Source organism: Imperialibacter sp., assembly GCF_040222385.1.
In the GTDB taxonomy this organism is placed as follows: Bacteria; Bacteroidota; Bacteroidia; order Cytophagales; family Cyclobacteriaceae; genus Imperialibacter.
Genome location: NZ_JAVKDF010000053.1, coordinates 39,042 through 57,200 on the forward strand (window position 1 = coordinate 39,042; position 18,159 = coordinate 57,200).

Consider the following 18,159-nt stretch of genomic DNA (forward strand, 5'->3'; position numbering starts at 1 on the left):
CGTTCCAGATATTTTGATTAGTATGATTAAAGTAAGGTTCAATATTGATTACAGAACGGTTTGGGGCCAACGCCTTTTCATTTGCGGCTCGGCGAAAAGCCTCGGCTCCTGGGATGAGGCCAGGGCTGTTCCGTTAGTGCCAACTGGTGGTGAGCAGTGGTCTATAGCGGTTGAAATGGATGAAGCCGAGGGCAAATCCTTTGACTATAAATACTACCTGCTTGATGAAAGGTTTGGCACTACGGAATGGGAATTTGGCAACAAGCGAAGACAGACTGTGGACGCAAGTCGCTGCAAGACGGTTGAGGTTACAGACTACTGGAGGCCTTTGATTGATGATCAGAATTTATTGAACACCTCGCCCTTTATGCAGGCTTTTTTTAGGAAAAAGGGGAAATCAAAGAAAGAAGCGCTTGGAACTCAAGGCTTGTCTTACCGTCTGCAACTTAGGTTGCCCAGGGTTGGGGAAGACTACCAGGTGGGGGTGATAGGAAACCATAAGGTACTTGGTGAGTGGAATGAAGAGAAGGTGGTGGTTATGGGCAATGCTCAGTTTCCGGTATGGGAATTGGACGTGCACTTTGGTTTGGAAGAGCTTCCCGTTGAGTATAAATATGTCCTTTACAATACGAAGACCAAACGAGTTGAAGAATGGGAGGGGGGCGAAAATCGCTATTTGCCCGTAAGTTCTTCAGCGGAAGAAGGTAGGCTTACTATTCAGGCCGATGAGCACTTTCGGTTCCAGTCGGGCAACTGGCGGGGTGCCGGGGTGGCCATTCCCGTTTTTTCATTGCGGTCAGAGTCTGGCACGGGCGTAGGTGAGTTTGAAGACATCAAAAAGTTGGTCGATTGGTCCGTTAAAACGGGCAACAAACTTATCCAGGTGCTTCCTGTGAACGACACCATAGCTTCTCATACCTGGGTAGACTCTTATCCATACGCCGGTATTTCGGTTTTTGCTCTTCATCCCATTTATGCTAACCTCCAGACAATGGGAGCGCTCAGTGACAGCAAGAAGCAGAGGGAATTTGATAAAAAGAGAATAGCGCTGAACCGCCTCGACCATGTCGATCATGAGCAGGTGATGAATACCAAAGCTGAGTATTTTAAGCTTGCCTATGCTGAACACAAAGAGGTTGTTTTGAAAAGTAAGGAATTCAAAACGTTCTTTGCTCAAAATGGACACTGGTTGCTTCCTTATGCGGTATTCTCATGCCTGCGAGACAGGTTTGGCACGCCTGACTTTAGTCAGTGGCCACAATATTCGGTCTATTCTGAAAAGGAAATAGCCAAATTTGCTGACCCTAAGCAAAAGCACTATGATGATGTAGCCATCCACTACTTTATCCAGTTTCATCTCGACAAGCAACTCAAGGAAGCCACCGCCTATGCCAGGCAGAGAGGCGTGGTGCTCAAAGGTGATATACCTATCGGGATATTCCGATATAGTGTGGATGCATGGGTAGCGCCAGGGCTTTACAATATGGACTGCCAGGCAGGTGCGCCGCCGGATGATTTTTCTGTTACAGGGCAAAACTGGGGCTTTCCAACCTACAACTGGGAGGAGATGGCCAAAGATGACTATGCCTGGTGGAAAGAACGCTTGAAAAAGATGGCCGACTACTTTGATGTGTTTCGTATCGACCACATCCTCGGTTTTTTCAGAATTTGGGAAATTCCCATGCACGCTGTAGAAGGGCTTTTCGGGCACTTTAACCCCTGTTTGCCATTCAGCTTACAAGAACTCAATAATTGGGGCTTGCAATTTAACAAAAAGCGTTATTGCGAGCCATTTATCAGGGCTTATGTGCTCTCAGAGATTTTCGGTGCACACAGCGACAAAGTAAAGGGGACTTATCTGGATGAATTTGAAGAGGGTAAGTATCGTTTTAAGGAGCAATACAATACTCAACGGAAGCTTAGTGCTCATATTGAGGAAGTTATGCAGAGCGGCAATGCTGATAATGAGCATTTGATTTGGTTGCGAAGTCAACTTTTCAGGCTGCATGCCGAAGTGCTTTTTCTAACGACTGATGATGCGAGTCTGTTCAACCCCAGAATTGGGTTTCACAGTACCTTTAGTTACAGAGATCTCGACGATCAAAGCAAAGAGGTGATGAACAGGCTGTACGTTCACTATTTCTACAAACGACACAACGATTTTTGGAAAGACCGGGCGATGGAAAAGCTCCCTGCACTGAAAGCAGCTACTAATATGCTGATATGTGGCGAGGATTTGGGTATGGTTCCTGAAAGTGTTCCGGGCGTTATGGCTGAACTGCAAATCCTCAGTCTTGCTGTGCAGCGAATGCCCAATAACCCAGACTGGGAGTTTTGGCCTCCATCTCAAACCCCTTACTTGTCGGTTACTACTACCTCAAGTCATGATACATCTACTTTGAGAGGCTGGTGGGAAGAGGACAGGCAGGAGGTTCAAAGATTCTTCAATTCTATTTTGAAGCAGGCAGGGGAAGCTCCTATTCACTGCGAGCCATGGATTGCTTCGGAAATTATCCGGCAACATATGGAAGCACCCGCTATGTGGGCAATTTTCCCGATACAGGACTTGCTGGCAATGGATGAAAGGCTCCGGAGACCTTCCTCCAGCGAGGAAAGGATTAATGTGCCTGCCAACTCTCAGCATTATTGGAAATACAGACTTCACCTTACACTCGAACAACTCCTCGAGGAAGATGATTTTAATAGCTATTTAAGAACGCTTGCAGATGAAACTGGAAGAAATAGAGGATACTAGTGCCTAGTCGGGCAGTCTGCATACCATGTGCATTAGCTTTTTTCTCAACTTGCACCAGAGTACTTCACTTTTTGGTGTCAATGACGCAATTCCTGCATTCACATGATTTTGAACTGTTGGATCTACAAGAATATGAGTATCTTAACAAACCGACGAGACTGATATCAATACGGTAGTGAGAATGCCGCAAAAGATGGACTGGTACAACTCCCCATTTACTCAATAAAAAAGGGAGTAGTCAATATCTCCCTTTTTTAACAAGTAAACTTTCAGCAATATGTATTATTTGCCGCCTCCGACCCAGCCACCCTGTCCGCCATCGTCTGTTTTAATAATTCGCAACGATTGCTTTGGTTTTTTGGTAGATGAGGATGAAGTTGTTGAAGGCGAAGCAAAATAGAGGCCTAGAGAAAGAATCAAGAAGAAAATATACTGTGCCATAATCTCATTGGTTAAGTTAAGTGAATTACACGCCTCGAAGATGGTGGAATACCTACTACCCATTTACGACAGTTTGTAACATTTGCTAACTATAAAAAATTTAGTAGTTTACGGTATAAAGTCGGTGAAATTCCTCCTGAGGCTTAAAATTTGAAGTGTTCACTATGAATGAGATCAAAAAAATAGTCAGAATTGTAACAAACAGAGTCAAAAAAAATGTTTCTCTTATCGATGTTGTAAATAATGAAGACAACCCAGGGAAAGAGCAGCAACTGTTTAATAGCATACAAAGTGGTGTTTACACGACAGATGATGACGCTGCTTTTGGGATGTATGGCACAAATGGCACTGACCAACGCTATAGGATGCTTAAATCCAGATTGCGTACCAAGCTGAATAATCTTTTGTATTTTGCTGATTTTAATGATTCAAGGGGTAACATTAGCTTTCCTTTTGAGCAGGAATGCCACAGTCATATTTTCAGAGCCAAGATACTTTACAAGGAAGGAGAATATGAACTCGCTGAAAAAAGTATAAAAAAGGCACTGACCATCTCCAAGGAATCAGAGTTTACTGACCTGACACTGATCGGTCTGAAGATGTTGAGAATAATATATTCCGAGTCATTTCGCCCGAACCAACTAAGGAAAGCCATTGGACAGATAAAAAAATACGAAGTGATCAACCGGCTAGAGGAGGAGTCGCTTGATATTTTTTATCTTAAATGGATGCAATTGGGCAAGTCTGTGCATTCGAGGAAAGTGCACCTGGAGTCTACCATTAAGGCGGTGGAAGTTCTTAGGAAATTATGGGAGAAAGGAGGCTCGTACGCACTTTTTGAAAACTATTACAGGCTTCGGTTGTGGACAAATGAGCTTTTGGGTGACTACAGCAGTGTTGTTGCAATTGCTGAGGAGGCTTATGATTTGGTGAATAAAGGTGCCGTAAATCCGTTGAGGTTTGACATGCGTCATCATGTTTACACTCGTACCTATGCTTGTTTGAGAGCCAAGGACTACGACAAGGGCATTAAATATGCTGAGGAAGGGATGAACCATATATCAAGGTCTTCGAGGAACTGGTTCTCTCACATGGAGAACTACGTACTGCTGGCGCTTCACAATAAGAACTATCTTTTGGCGGATGAAGTGATTAATCAGGTAACCAGAAACCCCTATGTGGATAAAATTAGCACTCAGTCGAAGGAAAGGTGGGAGCTATACAAGGGATATTTATATTTTATAATGCCCGATAGAAATGTGGAAGACGTTCTGAGTTTTAAGGATATCTATGAACGACTTCCTTTCTATAGCCAGGACAAGCAAGGGTTCATGGTTGCCATACTTATTTTAGAGTTTATGGACTTTCTCAAGAAAGATCGGCTTGACCTGGCATTGACTAAACTGCCCAACTCCGAACGCTATATATATAGATACCTAAACCAAAACCAGGAAAGTCAGAGAGAGAAACTATTTCTCAAGCTGATCTCCATTATTGTGCAATGCAGCTTTAACCCCGACATGGCGGCCAAAAAGGGGAAGCGGTATTTGGAACGCCTCGCCGGCACTCCTGAGCCGGGTGACGCTTTTGCAGAAGTTGAAATTGTTCCTTACGAGCAGCTTTGGGATATTTTAATGGGATTCATGAAGAATGCACATGTTAAACCAGACTATGCAAAGCCATAGGTTACTGTTGAGTTTGATAGGGATTTATACTGTAGTGTGAAAAGCGCCTGGCCGCCACAAGGCTTTTGACAACCAAATTTTGTTAGGAGGATCGGCTACTAACCCTCCTCTTCTTCTGTTACTTCATGCACAGCGTATTTCGACACTTTGCTCCCAAGGTTCTTATAAAGCACCATCAAGGCAGAAAGAATAATCAGATTCTTGAAAATGTATTGTCCCACTATTGACAAACTGAACGGATCTTGGTTAAAGGCGTACTTTGGAAGAATTATCAATGGGAGAAAGGTGCAGCACATGTGCCAGATGGTTATTAAGATGGTTGCTCTGGCTTTAAAATTGATAATCAGTGCCACTCCAATCATGGTTTCCATAATTGCGAGAACAATACATGCGGCATTCCCTGAGAGGACATCGAATGTGATGATACAGATGGTGTCTTCGGCGAGCTGTTCCGCAGGACTATACTGTGGAAAGAATTTTAGCAGGCCAAAAGCAGTGTATATAAGCCCAATGCTGATTCTCAAAAAATCAAAAGCGTACTTATCGAGCAATTGTATCCATTTTGTCTCAATTCTCTCTAATTGCACTAATACCCTTTTCATACATTGTCTAAAGCCAGATAATTGAATTTTTCCGACTTAAACTTAATGAAATAATCAAAAAGACCCATTTTTCGGGCTTATGACTTTCGTCAGGCCTGATGAGACGCCGAAATTTGCCGCTCACAACTATCAAAAGGCATAGGTATATTTTTAGTAGCTGCGGTGAAGGTGTTGAGATATTTTGTAACTAAAATCGAATATGGGAAGCAATCTTGAAGCGCTTACTTCTAAAAAACGCCTTGTATCACTTGATGCACTGAGAGGCTTTACCGTTGTGGCTATGATCATAGTGAATGTGCCTGGCTCTTGGAGCCATGTTTACTCACCATTGTTGCACAGCCCTTGGCACGGCGCTACACCAACGGACCTCGTTTTTCCTTTCTTTTTGTTTATCGTCGGTGTTTCTATTGCGCTGGCTTTTGAACGGCAGCTTGATCAGGGGAAGAGTAAAAAAGAGCTGGTGAAAAAAGTGATTGTGCGGGCTTTAAAAATATTCGCTCTTGGCATTTTTCTGTGGATGTTTCCAAAATTTGACTTGTCAAACATTCGGATTCCCGGCGTGCTTCAACGTATCAGTATCGTTTTTCTAGCCTGCTCGCTGCTGTACCTTTACGGCGACTGGAGAGCTCAGGTAAAGTGGGCAGTCGGTCTCCTTGTTGGGTATTGGGCAATAATGACTTTTGTGCCCGTTCCTATCGATGAGGTGATTCAGCAAGCGCTCGGCACAGAAGAGACTTTGCGGAGTGGAGGTATGGTGCCAGTGGAAGGAATAAAGCAGATTGGCGAAGGGTTTATTGCAGGCAACTATGAACCAGGGACGAACATGGAGTCCTGGCTTGACCGCAGGCTGGTGCCTGGCAGGCTGTGGGAAAAAACCTGGGATCCTGAGGGCTTTCTAAGTACGTTTCCTGCGATAGGGACTGGCATTGCTGGCATGTTAGCCGGAAGGTTGCTGTTGAGTAAGCTGGATGCAGACAAAAAAGTAATTTGGTTGTTTTTCGCAGGATTTTCCGCCTTTGTGGCCGGTAATGTATTTGATTGGTTTTTCCCCATCAATAAGCACATCTGGACCAGCTCCTATGTCTTATATGCCGCTGGTTTGGCAGCCATGTCGCTAGCCTTTTTCGTCTGGCTGGTAGATGTTCAGGGCAAAGTGAGCTGGACAAAGCTCGGTGTCATATTTGGCTCCAACGCTGTGGTGGCCTACGTCCTTCATGGTGTGATCTTGAAATTGCTGGCATTGGCCAATATCCCATTAAGAAGCGGTTTTTTTGAGGGTCTGGTCGCAGTGGGGATTCCGGAAAAACTCTCTTCTCTCATTTGGGCACTGTTCTATTCGCTAATTATTTGCTTTATACCCGTCTATTTTCTCTACAAAAAGAAGATTTTCATTAAGCTTTAACACGCCAGTTCGCAACTGAATATGGTGACTAGTTGCATGCGTTGTACGACCGGCGGAGCGGTAACTGCCAGTCACCTCTATCTAACACTCACACCGACACCCATTGAGAGTGTGTTGTATTTTTGAACTGTGTAGTCGGCATTAATAGTAATGATTGCCAGGTTTAGTTTGACACCCACTGTCGCTCGTGGGCTGAAGTTGCTGAACTTAAAATCAATGGGGTCGACCAGTGGCTGTAGCGAGCTTTCGATTTCATAGCTGCCGTCGAGCCTCACTCTTGTAAATGCTCCGTTCAATCCAACTCCACCATACAGTGTGATAATTTTCACGAAGTCTTTGCTGCCGAGCACTTGTAATGTAGCTCCCTTCACGCTTAATCTGGTCACGTTACCAGGAGTGTTAATGTCGGGTGTAGTTTCGACAGAAATCCTGCTGAAACCAGCAAGAAGAGACAGTTCGAAAGGTGCAAATGCGAAAGCAGGCACGTGTTGCTTCATGTCATGCAGAATACCGAAACCGAGCATGCCTAGTTTTACTTCCGTGTCACCGTTTTTATAGGTGTAGGTTGGTATCGTTCTGATTTTCAAATCTGTTTCTTTGATCAAGCCTAATCCGGCTTGTATCATTGGGGCCGGAACCGCATTGAACCCGATAACCTCTTCCATTCCCAGACCTGTAGGGCTTGAAAACGTCACTTCACTTTCTTGCTGACCCTCATTGAAAACGATTTCCGGAATATCATCGGCATCCAGATTGGGGCCAAAAATTGTCGGCAGTTGATCTTTGCTTGGATCGGCAAGCGTCACGTTTGAGTAGTCGTTTGGATTAAACGTGAAAAAAGTGGCCTTTTCTGGCACATAAGCAACCGATAGCGACAGTGTAACATCAAACCCCAGGGGTTGGTGGGGTTTGGCGGTATTAGCCCAGTTGTTGGTAAGCCCATAGCCGAAACCCAAAAAAGCGGGCTCAAAGTAATTTTTCAACAACTCTTCTGCATCATCTACACCACCCTCGATGAAGACGTCCAAGCTTTGGGATTGGCTCAAGAATGGAGCATACACAAGAGTAAAAAATAGTATTAGCTTTTTCATAACCAAGTGGGTGATTAATACCTTACTCTTAAGGTAATGTTGTAGTAAAGTGTAAAAGTGAAGTTGAGATCGGAGGTGGGTACCTCAGCGAAATCAAATGTGAGCGTGTTGTCTACTTCCTTATAGGTTGTAAGGATTTGTTTAATCGTGCCGGCCTCAGCGTCATTCACGCCAGCAGGTTTTTCTGAGGTGTTTTGAAGTTTGCCTGTGATTGCTAAAACACTACGCTGTTGAGTGACTTCCGAGGCTACACTCAGACTTATTTCATCCAGTTCCACCTCTTCTTCAGCCGAAACATCGGTGATGGCATAAGTAACGGAATTGACAGTTACTGCGTCTGACTCAGCCAGGTCAGATAAAGCATCCTTGAAGGCGCTGACGTCGGATAGCCTAAAAGTCTTATTGAATGCCGGAGGGTCTATTTCGATGCCGGGATCATTTCCAGGGACAGCTACTTCAAAGATAATGGGAACGTTCCGTGTAATATTGAAGCCAATTCCCGCATCGCCGCAGCTTGCAAACATTAGAAGCAAGAACGGGATTGATGACCAACAAAATCTTTTCATTACATTCTGATTAAAAGGACGGTACCTCAAAGTTAAAAAAAGGAAATAGTTAAACGAATATACTAAAATATTCGATTCTGTAATCTTGGGGTGGTTTTGACCAGATATATATTTTGCTCACTAGTCGTCTAGATTAGCCTGATACCAACCTTCTATCGAGTTAGCCGTTTTTTCTGTAACTACCTTCTGATCAAATTTTGACTGGAGGTTGCTGATTGCCCGTGTGACCATGGCATGAGAAATAGATTCTTCCTCCCTTATCCCAAGGCGTGCGACTAGTGTCTTTAGTTTGTCGCCTCCCATCTTCATGAAAATAGGGCTTTCAAGGTGAGATAGTGTCTGAATGCTGGTCTTTGAATGTTGCTGAATGTTGTTGATAAGGGTTGTGTACGGGCCTGATAAAGGATAAAGCTCGGCCACATACGCTTTATCCGATATCATTGTCTTATCAGCATCTTTCCAGTTTATTAGTTTTATCGACTCAGCCCCTGCCGCATTAAGAAGTGCTTCTAACTCCTTGCCTGTTTCTTCGAAGAAATAGAAAATAGCGGATGGAGATTGCATGGCATCGGCTATCAGCCATTTGTATAACTGCACTTTTGAGGTGAATACCACTATCACTGGTAGTTCTTTGCTTTTCTCCCTTTTAAAAAAAGAAAACATCCTCTATAGGGTTTAAGGGTTGTAGTATTTGTGAATGATGTCTGCCACAAGTCCTGTCCACCCGGTTTGGTGACTGGCACCTAGACCTCTTCCGTTGTCTCCATGAAAATACTCATAAAAGAGAATATAGTCCTTGAAGTGGGGGTCTTTTTGAAACTTCTGGTTATTTCCAAACACTGGCCTGTTACCATTTTCATCCCTTTGGAATGGCTTCATTAGCCTTTCCGCCAAAATCCCGGCCAGGTCTTTGATAGTGACATATTCCCCGCTTTCTACCGGGTATTCGACTTTAAAGTCATCGCCGTAGTAGAAATGAAACTTGTAAAGCGATTCAATGATCAGGTAGTTGACAGGAAACCAGATGGGGCCTCTCCAGTTGGAATTACCTCCAAAGAATGAAGAGTCGGACTCTCCGGGAAGGTACTCAACAATGAATTTTTCACCCTCCATTTCAAGTACGTACGGGTTTTCTTTGTGGTATTTCGATAAGGCTCTGACACCATAGTCGGACAAAAACTCATTGGGGTCAAGCATTCTTTCCAGGATCTTCTTCATCCTGAAGCCACGCAGAAGTGAGAGCAGCCTTCTTTCTCCCCGCCCGGGATCTTCCCATCGGGCTACCAGCGAAGCGAGCTTTGGGCGTTGCTTCATGAAAAAGTCCAGCCTTTCTCTGAATTCCGGCAACTTTTCGTAGGTTGACAACCTCAGCGTTTCTACTGCAAAAAGTGGAATCAGCCCCACCATTGAACGAACCTTCATTTGCTGAGGATCCTGGCCTTTTACATGCATCACATCATAGTAAAAGTTATCTTCATCGTCCCAGAGGTTTACCGTATCATCATCGGAGCTGTTCATGGCGCTGGCGATGTAAAGGAAGTGCTCAAAAAACTTGTTGGCCATGTCCTGATAGGCTGGATAAACTTCAGCCAGTTCCAGCGACATGCGAAGCATATTGAGGGCAAACATGGCCATCCAGCTTGTGGAATCAGCTTGTTCCAGTGAAGAGCCTTCTGAAAGTGGGCGGTTGCGGTCGAACACACCAATATTGTCGAGCCCAAGGAAGCCTCCCTGAAAGATGTTTTTGCCGTCGGCGTCTTTTCTATTGACCCACCAGGTGAAGTTCAGCAGCAGGCGGTTAAAGGCCTTTTGAAGGAAATCAAAATCACCTTTGCCCTGCATTTTTCGATCCATTTTAAACACCCTTAGCACTGCCCAGGCGTGAACAGGCGGGTTTACGTCATTGAAATTCCATTCGTAAGCAGGTATCTGCCCATTGGGATGCATGTACTCATCTTTGAGCAACAGCAGGAGTTGATTTTTGGCAAAATCAGGATCCAGTCGGGCTATCGGTATACAATGAAAAGCAAGATCCCAGGCTGCATACCATGGATACTCCCAGGTGTCGGGCATTGAAATCACATCCGCACTGTCCATGTGCTGCCAGTCGTGGTTCCTGCCATGGCGCCGTTCCTGCGGTGGGGGAATTCGCCCTGGGTCACCGCCAAGCCATTCCCTTATATTATAGTAATAGAATTGTTTGCTCCACATCATGCCTGCATAGGCCTGCCGCTGGATGTTCCGCAGGTCTTTGTCGGCTACTTTATATTGAAGGGAGCGGTAGAATGAATCGCATTCCGCTTTTCTAAGCGACATTACAGTATCAAAATCGCCAAATGGGTTATCCAGCTTTTTGCGGCTTAGCCTCACCTGTACCTTCTTGGTGCTGTTGGCATCGATGCTGAAAGTGTAAATACCACTCGCTTTAGAGCCTCTTTTTTCTTTGTTAACGGCTTCTTTTTTTCCATCAACTACGTAGTCGTTGATACCGTCTTTGAGAAACTTAGCCGTATTAGAAATGCCATATAGCTTTGATCTATTGGTTTCGTTATCGGTGAAAGCCTGCTCATCAATATTTTCGTCAAAATAGACGTGAAAATCGTCAAGTAGGTGATGTGACAAAAACATGTGTTGCTTGTCAAATTCTTCCAGTGATGGGATGAATTTATCCTTGCCAGACGACCATGTGTTGCGAAACCAAAAAGTGGGCAGCACGGTGATTGGGGCTTTTTTATTGCTTCGGTTAACTATCTCAACCTCAAAAAGGAAGTCCTCAACATCTGCCTTGGCATAGTGGAGGAAAATATCGAAATACTCGTCTTTGTCGAAAATACCAGTATCTATGATCTCGTACTCCGTTTCGAGTTTGCTCTTTTTCTGATTTTTCTCGAGTAGGCTTTTGTAGGGGAACTCTGTTTGAGGATACTTATAGAGCATTTTCATGTAGGAGTGAGTAGGGGTGCTATCCAGGTAATAGTATAGCTCCTTCACATCTTCGCCATGATTTCCCTCGATACCAGACAGCCCAAACAGTCGCTCTTTGAGAATAGGATCCTTGTGATTCCAAAATGACCACGCAAAACAAATTCGTTGATCGTCGTTGCTGAAACCACCAAGGCCGTCTTCGCCCCACCGGTAGGCCTTGCTTCTGGCATGGTCGTGCGGTATGCTTTCCCAGGCTGAACCGTATTTGCTGTAGTCTTCACGAACCGTTCCCCATTGCCTCTCAGAAAGATAAGGGCCCCATGCTTTCCAGGGAATCCCATTTCTGCACTCTTCAAGTCTTCTCTTTTCTACAGTCATACACTACACATTCAATTTCCAGGTGAATCCTAATGAAAGGCGGCACCGAATATACAATTTTGACTTTGAAATTGGCAGTGTAAATAGCGTTACGGATAGTTTTATGGAGCGAAGGCCGTTTTCAATCGTTTGAAACCGGAAAAATTTTATCCAGCAAAATTACGTCAAGTCGGCAATGACAAAATGCTGCCCCCGGAATTCATATTTGTCGCCTTTTTTCAGGCCGGCAATCGCATCATAGATAGGAGACTGCGTAGAAATGACAAAGATATCCTGCGAGTCGAAGGTGATTTTACCGATGCTTCCGGCGATAAGGAAAATCTGCTTGTCAGTTACAACCAGTGCACCCTGGCCAATTTGACTAAACACTGCATTTGGATTGATTCTTTTCAGACCAGCTAAAAGCTCGCTACTTTCCGCCAGTTTGTTGTTGTACATGCTTCGTTCTTGCTGCATTTGCTCTCTGAAAGAATCCTGGCTATCTTCCGAACTGCCACTTTCGCTCAGCGCACTTTCAATGGCAGCCTCAATGGCTTCTTTCAAGCTGGCTATTTGCTGTTCCTGGCGCTGAACGCATTGTTCCAGCACTTCCCTTTTGAACTTCGCTAAATCTGGTATTTTCGTCATGCTTATTGAAAAAGAATCGCAAATGTAAATGAAAAAAACTCAATAGTAAGAGAATAATATTCATGCAACCGGCAACCTTATTCCGTTGAATAACGACTATAAGGGAGCAACTGATAAAAATTACGCAATTAACTGTTATGAAAACTGTATTGACACATTGGAGTCTGATGACTGTTTTAGCTTTTGGCATCGCCAGCCAGGGATGTAGTATCGTAGATGGCCCTTGTGAGAGGGGTAAAGGTGATATAGTGCGAAGAGACCTGGACATAGAAGCGTTTACAGGCATAAATATGACCATGGCGGGTAACGTAACCATAGAAAAAGGGGAGGCGCTGAGCGTAGAGGTTGAGGGACAGCCAAACATTCTTGACCTCATCAGTACCGATGTGGAAGATGGGCAATGGACGATCTACCCCCGAAGCTGTGTTTCCAATCACAAAGATTTTTCGGTGTTTATCACACTACCGGAGCTTGAAAACATTATCCTGACTGGTTCGGGCAGCATCACAACGCTGGACTCGTTCGACGACGACGTTGATATTTTATTGTCGGGCTCAGGCAAGATAACCTATGCAGGGCAAGGAGAGGAGGCAAATGTGGCACTAACGGGCTCTGGTAAAATCACTTTTTCAGGAGACTTTGCGGATATCACCGTTTCTCACTCCGGGTCAGGCAGTGTTCTGCTAAGTGGAGCAGCCGATTTCTTGAAGGCGACTTGTTCGGGGTCGGGTGGTATTGACGCTTATGAATTAGTGGCAGCCAAAGCCCAGGTCGTTAACTCAGGCAGCGGGTCATCCAAGGTGTATGCCACCAGTGAACTTGAAGCGGTGGTTTCTGGCAGCGGATCTATTTTTTATAGAGGGAATGCCGTTGTTGATAAAACCGACAATGGCTCAGGATCGATAATTAACGACAATTAAGAAGAACGGGCGGCCCAGATTACTAGTGCCGCCCTGGTTTTGTTTTAGCTGTTGGGTACAGGCGCTACATTAAAACTGAACACGAGTTTTTCCCAGTGATAATTTACAGTGCCGTCGGATGAAACTTTGAATTCAAGCCTTTCTTTGAAGTCGTCTACCATGGACGGAGTGATGGTAACCCGAAGCGCATCTTCAGACTCTTTGTAGTCATAGGCGCCCCATTGCTCGGCCTCTTTGTTGAAAATAAGTGTCCAGTCAGTCTCTGTGGGGATACTGAACAGGCTGTATTGGCCGGCGGGCAGCGGCTCTCCATTTATCAAAACATCTTTGTCAACTGAGAATACAGTTGCTTCATTGGCTCCCGTTCTGTCAACCTTACCGTACGGAACCAACTCTCCCCAAATGGTTCTGCCTTTTACGGCCGGGGCACTGTAGTCGATTGTTACGTTTACTCCACTCACATTGGCAGTTGTTGATGCCGGGGGGCTGGGTCTTTGCGATTTGTCGTCTTCGGCATCATCTTCTGTTTCCACAACGGTTTCTGAATCAGAAAATTCGCTTTTAGAGGAAGACGAACAACTTGCGAACGTCAGTCCGCAAAGTACAAGTAATCCAATAGCGCTCAACTTAGTCAAAAGGTTAGAATCTGGCGTTTTCATAAGATATTATTATAATTATTTCAAGTTCGTAAATAAACAAAATTCTTACTTCATTCTATCATGGGATGGGTTTAACGGCGTTATTAACTTATTCGTTGTAACGAGTGACTTTATTTGGGCTCGAAACGGCAACGCTGTCCTTTCATTGATAGCGCTGCCTCAACTAACTCTTTAAAAATGAACACTTTATTGTCCTGAAATCGTTCATTTTCATTTTGAGGTAATCGACCAATTAATTGATAGTCAGTAATTTAGTATACAGGTATGTTTTTTGATGTACAACTGACGCAAATGAAACATATTATATGGCAGTTATTGGTATAGAGATTCCCCGCACTTTAGAAGAGCAGGAGATCGAAGTTGAAGTAAGAATCAACGGAATCAAAAAACAGTATCACTACAGGGTCGAGATTTTTTATTGGGAAGAATGCGAATTTCCAACGAATGATCGGGTAGAATGTATCAAGCGCCTCATAAGCGGATACAACCCTGAATGGGATTTGGCCCACATCGGCATACCGACGGATGACTTCATTCCGATCACCTTCAAAAAGAAGAGGAGATAAACTATTGATTTTTATTTCTAAGAGCTTCTTCTTTGCTTTCTTTTTGAAGAGAGCAATATGAAAGACATTTGTCGGAAGTTTTTGGTAGCGGTGGTTTTGTTGGGGTTGGTATCGGAGGGCTATGCGCAGTGCACTGAGTGTGAATCAAAGTTGGCCTATGTGGCAGATTTCTGTTTCACGGACAGTAAGTTCACGGGCATTTGCCTTCAATTCTCGGAAACGCAACCAAACTTCCTCATTCAAAACGGAAAGAAGGGGAAGTACATCCCATCAGTCAATAAAGCCACAGAGGAGTACCTCATTTCTCTGGCTGCTGATTCTAAGTTAAAGCTATCTGCTTTGGAAATAATTTTTCTTCAGAAGGCACTATCGGCATGGGAAATAGAAAGAAGAAATTTTGGCTACACCTATAGAGATAGCGGCCTCGGGGTGAAGATGCTTGAAGAAGGCACCGGTGATTTGCCTAATGTCGGCGACAGAGTTACCGTCCACTATACAGGCTACCTTGAAGACGGGACAAAGTTCGACAGCTCGGTCGATAGGGGCAAGCCTTTTAGCTTTGTGCTTGGCGCTGGTCAGGTAATCAAAGGATGGGATGAAGGGATAGGGCTGCTAAAGAAGGGTTCAAAGGCTTACATCCGGGTGCCAGCCAACCTGGGTTACGGAAGTATCGCCCGTGGCCAGATACCTGCCAATGCCACTTTGGTTTTCGAGGTCGAACTCATCGAATAAGCCAGTTTCATTTCACCGTTTCCCGGGTCTAGGCGAGACCTTCGATATTTTTTTAATACAAAGTTGTAATCTTTTCGATCTACAAGAGTACTAATACAAAGCGTTCGATACTGTGATCAAAAACTGTACACTATTGGTCACTAAGTAGTAGAATGAAAATGTAACTATCTGTAAAATAGGTTTTTATATAATTGGCATCAACTTTGTATTACAACTAGTCATGCAACAGGCAAGAAACAAAATGAGCACTACATTAATTACCCTCGGGGTGATAGTGGCTCTGCTTGCTGTTTTGTTAACCCCTGGCTTCCTTGATCTTTCATCTCTGGTGATGTTTCAAAATGAGCTTCCTCAAGATCAGCCTTTGGTAAGCCAATCCACCCTTCAGGAAGTGGGCAGCCAGTCGGTTGAAGCTGTTTCTTCCTTCCTCAAAAAGGTAAGCCTTTCTCAGTAAATCCCATCTGCTTTTTTGGGCTGGATACCATAATCTTGTCAGCTTTAAAGATTGAGCCAGTAAGTCGCTTTGAAAATTAGTGAGCGGTTTCGTGAGTAAAATGTTTCTGGCAGGTAATTCTCTGTGTAAACGAGGAAAATGTCGGACACAGGTTTGAAGCGCCACTGGAGCCGTGCATTGACATTAATGTTATCGATCTGGTTGTTGTATTGGAAGTAGGTCGTCAAAAAGAACGACTTACTTAAAGTGACATCGAATTTTGGGCCGATCAGCAGCAGGTTGGCATCGTTGAAAGGATAGGGCAGCCGCAGCCGGTTGATATTAGTGACCAGCGAAATAATGCCGTAGGGTTGTATCCTGTATCCAATTTCTGAGTCAAGGTTCACCCGTGTTCCGTTAAAATAGCCACCAGACCTTGTATTGAGGCTATAGAACAGTTTTTTTCTTGCGTCAGAGTCATAGTTTGCAATAACCGAATAGTAACCGTATTCTGATCCTTCCGGCAGCTCAATACCCCCTGTGTTTGTTGGGTCGAAAGAGAAATACAAGAAAACATAGTCATGTCTGAGCCGCATATTGAACATCGAGGTATTTTTGAACTGTATCCGGTACATCAGGTTGATGTCCCTGTCAGTGGTGCCATACGTACCATTCCATATATTGTCGGTGTCAAAGCCGGGCCCATGCCTGTTGACAATTGTTGAGTTCGGATAAAAGTTGTACCAGATCCTTTGCGAAAAGCGGTTGTAACCATTCCTACGGGCGAAGCCTGTCTCGGGGTCATAGTTAGCTCCAATGGATTGTAGTCTTCCTGAAATTTCCCAGCGGAGTGTATTGTATTCTATTTCTGAAGACAGGGCAAAGGCATCGTTGAGGCTTTCATTGCTAAAGGATCTGTGGGCGAAAAACTTACCATTCCATTGGTTGTTGGCTGATGCGAGGTTATAGTCAATTCCCAACACCCGGTTGTAGGTGCGTATACTATCGCTGCCGTCAGCCGCTTGCAAAGGCCCCGTTGGGTCTTTGTTCACAAATATCATTCCCACGTTGGAGCGGGTAAACAGCTTGCGTTGAAAGCTGGCTACTGAGTAGTTGGTAGAGGGAAGGCTTAGTCTGTCGTCTTTGGCGGCCAGCATATCCAACAGCCCCACCCGCCAGTTGTTGTTGATCTTGCCGCTCAGGCGGGCGCCGGCGTGAATTTTATTCTGCAGGTTCTGCCCGGTGCTCTCGTCTCTGGTTACCCCAATGCGGCGGGAGAAAAACGGGCGTAGGTTCTCCGTGCCGAAGTCGGCAAAGAGGTCGGCGTTTTCAAGAAAAAACTGCCTCTTTTCTGGATAAAATATCTCAAAACGATCGAGGTTGGTTACCTGATCATCAACCTCCACCTGGGAAAAATCTGGATTGAAAGTCAGGTCCAGGTTGAGTGATGGGCCAATTCCTATTTTCGCATCTCCGCCGAAGTCAGCTGATTTGGCTGGCGACAAGCCTTCTTCCTGGTCGTGCTCATATGCTGCAGCTACAAAGGGAATAAGGGAGATGTTGGCCCCCGGCTTTTTGAGCGGTTTGTCAAAGACCACTTCCCGGTTAAATGCCAGCGTGATGATGCTGAAGTTTCGTGGTATACGTGCCCAGGTTGATCGCTCACCATTTTCACTATCGATCCGGTAGAAGTTCATGTTCCACTTTTGTGAGTTCTCCTTGAACCGGATGGTTTTGAATGGAATGGCCAGTTCTGCTATCCAGTAGCCCTCGTACTGCACGGCTTTCGTGTACCACTTGTTGTCCCACGACAGGCTGAGATTTTGTCCGCCTCCGGAGCCGCCATTGGCAATAAGGCCTTCTCTTTGCACCCCAAACGGGTTTACGCCAAACTGAAACGAATTGGTTTTATCCTGAAATGGATCCAAAATAAGCGTGATCCCATCATTGGCTTCTCCCCGGTAATCTCTTCTTAAGGAAGGGGTCACATACTTTCGGTCTTTCGCCTGATTGTACATTTTGGCACCCATGTACAGAAACTCGTCGTCGTAAGTGATCCTGATTTCAGTTTGCGAATTGGCGAGAGAAGTATCGTAAGGGAAGTACTGCATAAAGTCTCCAGCGACTTCCGCACTTTCCCAATCTTCCTCATTCAGAGCACCATCCAAAATTATTTTTCCCTTTGCCTTCTGTATATGTAACGATGGAAGTGTATTTTGTGCCTTCGTTAGTTGAATAGAAATACCATAAGCAAAAATGGTTAGTGTTGTTAGTAGTAAAATTCCTCTCATGTAGTCCTCCTAAGCCCGAATATAGAAGGATGCTTCAAACACTTCGTTTTCGTAATTGATGAATGGTATCAAAGTTTGATGATAGA

General features: G+C 44.6%; 16 protein-coding genes. 7 read left to right on the forward strand and 9 right to left on the reverse strand.

Annotated elements, in window-relative coordinates; translation table 11 throughout:
• The first annotated feature begins 22 nt into the window (after positions 1–22).
• On the forward strand, positions 23–2,755 hold the full coding sequence (locus RIG68_RS24925) for a 4-alpha-glucanotransferase (protein ID WP_350128857.1): 2,733 nt from the start codon (positions 23–25) through the stop codon (positions 2,753–2,755).
• 282 nt (positions 2,756–3,037) lie between these two features.
• Here RIG68_RS24925 and RIG68_RS24930 read toward each other — a convergent pair whose 3' ends face one another.
• Positions 3,038–3,196 carry a hypothetical protein gene (locus tag RIG68_RS24930; protein ID WP_193217924.1) on the reverse strand — a complete coding sequence of 53 codons (159 nt, stop codon included), beginning with the start codon at positions 3,194–3,196 and terminating at the stop codon, positions 3,038–3,040.
• A 164-nt stretch (positions 3,197–3,360) separates the two neighbouring features.
• On the opposite strand from RIG68_RS24930, the gene RIG68_RS24935 reads away from it, so the two are divergent.
• The gene (locus RIG68_RS24935) at positions 3,361–4,881 is read left to right on the forward strand and encodes a hypothetical protein (RefSeq protein WP_350128860.1); all 1,521 of its coding nucleotides are present in this window, start codon (positions 3,361–3,363) and stop codon (positions 4,879–4,881) included.
• Positions 4,882–4,979: 98 nt separating this feature from the next.
• Here RIG68_RS24935 and RIG68_RS24940 read toward each other — a convergent pair whose 3' ends face one another.
• A complete protein-coding gene (locus RIG68_RS24940; protein WP_350128863.1) occupies positions 4,980–5,483 on the reverse strand; it encodes a DoxX family protein in 504 nt (167 codons plus the stop codon).
• 199 nt (positions 5,484–5,682) lie between these two features.
• On the opposite strand from RIG68_RS24940, the gene RIG68_RS24945 reads away from it, so the two are divergent.
• On the forward strand, positions 5,683–6,885 hold the full coding sequence (locus RIG68_RS24945; RefSeq protein WP_350128866.1) for an acyltransferase family protein: 1,203 nt from the start codon (positions 5,683–5,685) through the stop codon (positions 6,883–6,885).
• 77 nt (positions 6,886–6,962) lie between these two features.
• On the opposite strand, the gene RIG68_RS24950 is transcribed toward RIG68_RS24945, so the two are convergent.
• The 5 genes from RIG68_RS24950 to RIG68_RS24970 all read right to left on the reverse strand — a co-directional run bounded on the left by RIG68_RS24950 (position 6,963) and on the right by RIG68_RS24970 (position 12,472).
• The gene (locus RIG68_RS24950) at positions 6,963–7,976 is read right to left on the reverse strand and encodes a DUF6588 family protein (protein WP_152000139.1); all 1,014 of its coding nucleotides are present in this window, start codon (positions 7,974–7,976) and stop codon (positions 6,963–6,965) included.
• Between the two features lie 14 nt (positions 7,977–7,990).
• A complete protein-coding gene (locus RIG68_RS24955; RefSeq protein WP_350127224.1) occupies positions 7,991–8,542 on the reverse strand; it encodes a hypothetical protein in 552 nt (183 codons plus the stop codon).
• A 120-nt stretch (positions 8,543–8,662) separates the two neighbouring features.
• On the reverse strand, positions 8,663–9,205 hold the full coding sequence (locus tag RIG68_RS24960) for a hypothetical protein (protein ID WP_350128869.1): 543 nt from the start codon (positions 9,203–9,205) through the stop codon (positions 8,663–8,665).
• 12 nt (positions 9,206–9,217) lie between these two features.
• Complete coding sequence (locus RIG68_RS24965) at positions 9,218–11,845, reverse strand: MGH1-like glycoside hydrolase domain-containing protein (RefSeq protein ID WP_350128872.1); 2,628 nt, start codon at positions 11,843–11,845, stop codon at positions 9,218–9,220.
• 159 nt (positions 11,846–12,004) lie between these two features.
• A complete protein-coding gene (locus RIG68_RS24970) occupies positions 12,005–12,472 on the reverse strand; it encodes a hypothetical protein (RefSeq protein ID WP_350128875.1) in 468 nt (155 codons plus the stop codon).
• Positions 12,473–12,609: 137 nt separating this feature from the next.
• Between RIG68_RS24970 and RIG68_RS24975 the strand changes: the two genes are divergently transcribed.
• Positions 12,610–13,392, forward strand: a complete 783-nt coding sequence (locus tag RIG68_RS24975; protein ID WP_350128877.1) for a head GIN domain-containing protein — start codon at positions 12,610–12,612, stop codon at positions 13,390–13,392.
• Positions 13,393–13,436: 44 nt separating this feature from the next.
• On the opposite strand, the gene RIG68_RS24980 is transcribed toward RIG68_RS24975, so the two are convergent.
• Complete coding sequence (locus tag RIG68_RS24980; RefSeq protein ID WP_350128880.1) at positions 13,437–14,051, reverse strand: DUF2911 domain-containing protein; 615 nt, start codon at positions 14,049–14,051, stop codon at positions 13,437–13,439.
• A gap of 305 nt (positions 14,052–14,356) precedes the next feature.
• Here RIG68_RS24980 and RIG68_RS24985 point away from each other — a divergent pair, with 305 nt between their 5' ends.
• From RIG68_RS24985 to RIG68_RS24995, 3 genes are all read left to right on the forward strand, one after another.
• On the forward strand, positions 14,357–14,617 hold the full coding sequence (locus RIG68_RS24985; protein WP_152000146.1) for a hypothetical protein: 261 nt from the start codon (positions 14,357–14,359) through the stop codon (positions 14,615–14,617).
• A 57-nt stretch (positions 14,618–14,674) separates the two neighbouring features.
• Entirely contained in the window at positions 14,675–15,349 is a 675-nt protein-coding gene (locus tag RIG68_RS24990; RefSeq protein ID WP_350128883.1) for an FKBP-type peptidyl-prolyl cis-trans isomerase, read from the forward strand.
• Positions 15,350–15,590: 241 nt separating this feature from the next.
• Complete coding sequence (locus RIG68_RS24995; RefSeq protein ID WP_152000147.1) at positions 15,591–15,803, forward strand: hypothetical protein; 213 nt, start codon at positions 15,591–15,593, stop codon at positions 15,801–15,803.
• 44 nt (positions 15,804–15,847) lie between these two features.
• Here RIG68_RS24995 and RIG68_RS25000 read toward each other — a convergent pair whose 3' ends face one another.
• A complete protein-coding gene (locus tag RIG68_RS25000; RefSeq protein WP_350128886.1) occupies positions 15,848–18,073 on the reverse strand; it encodes a DUF5916 domain-containing protein in 2,226 nt (741 codons plus the stop codon).
• Between the last annotated feature and the right edge of the window lie 86 nt (positions 18,074–18,159).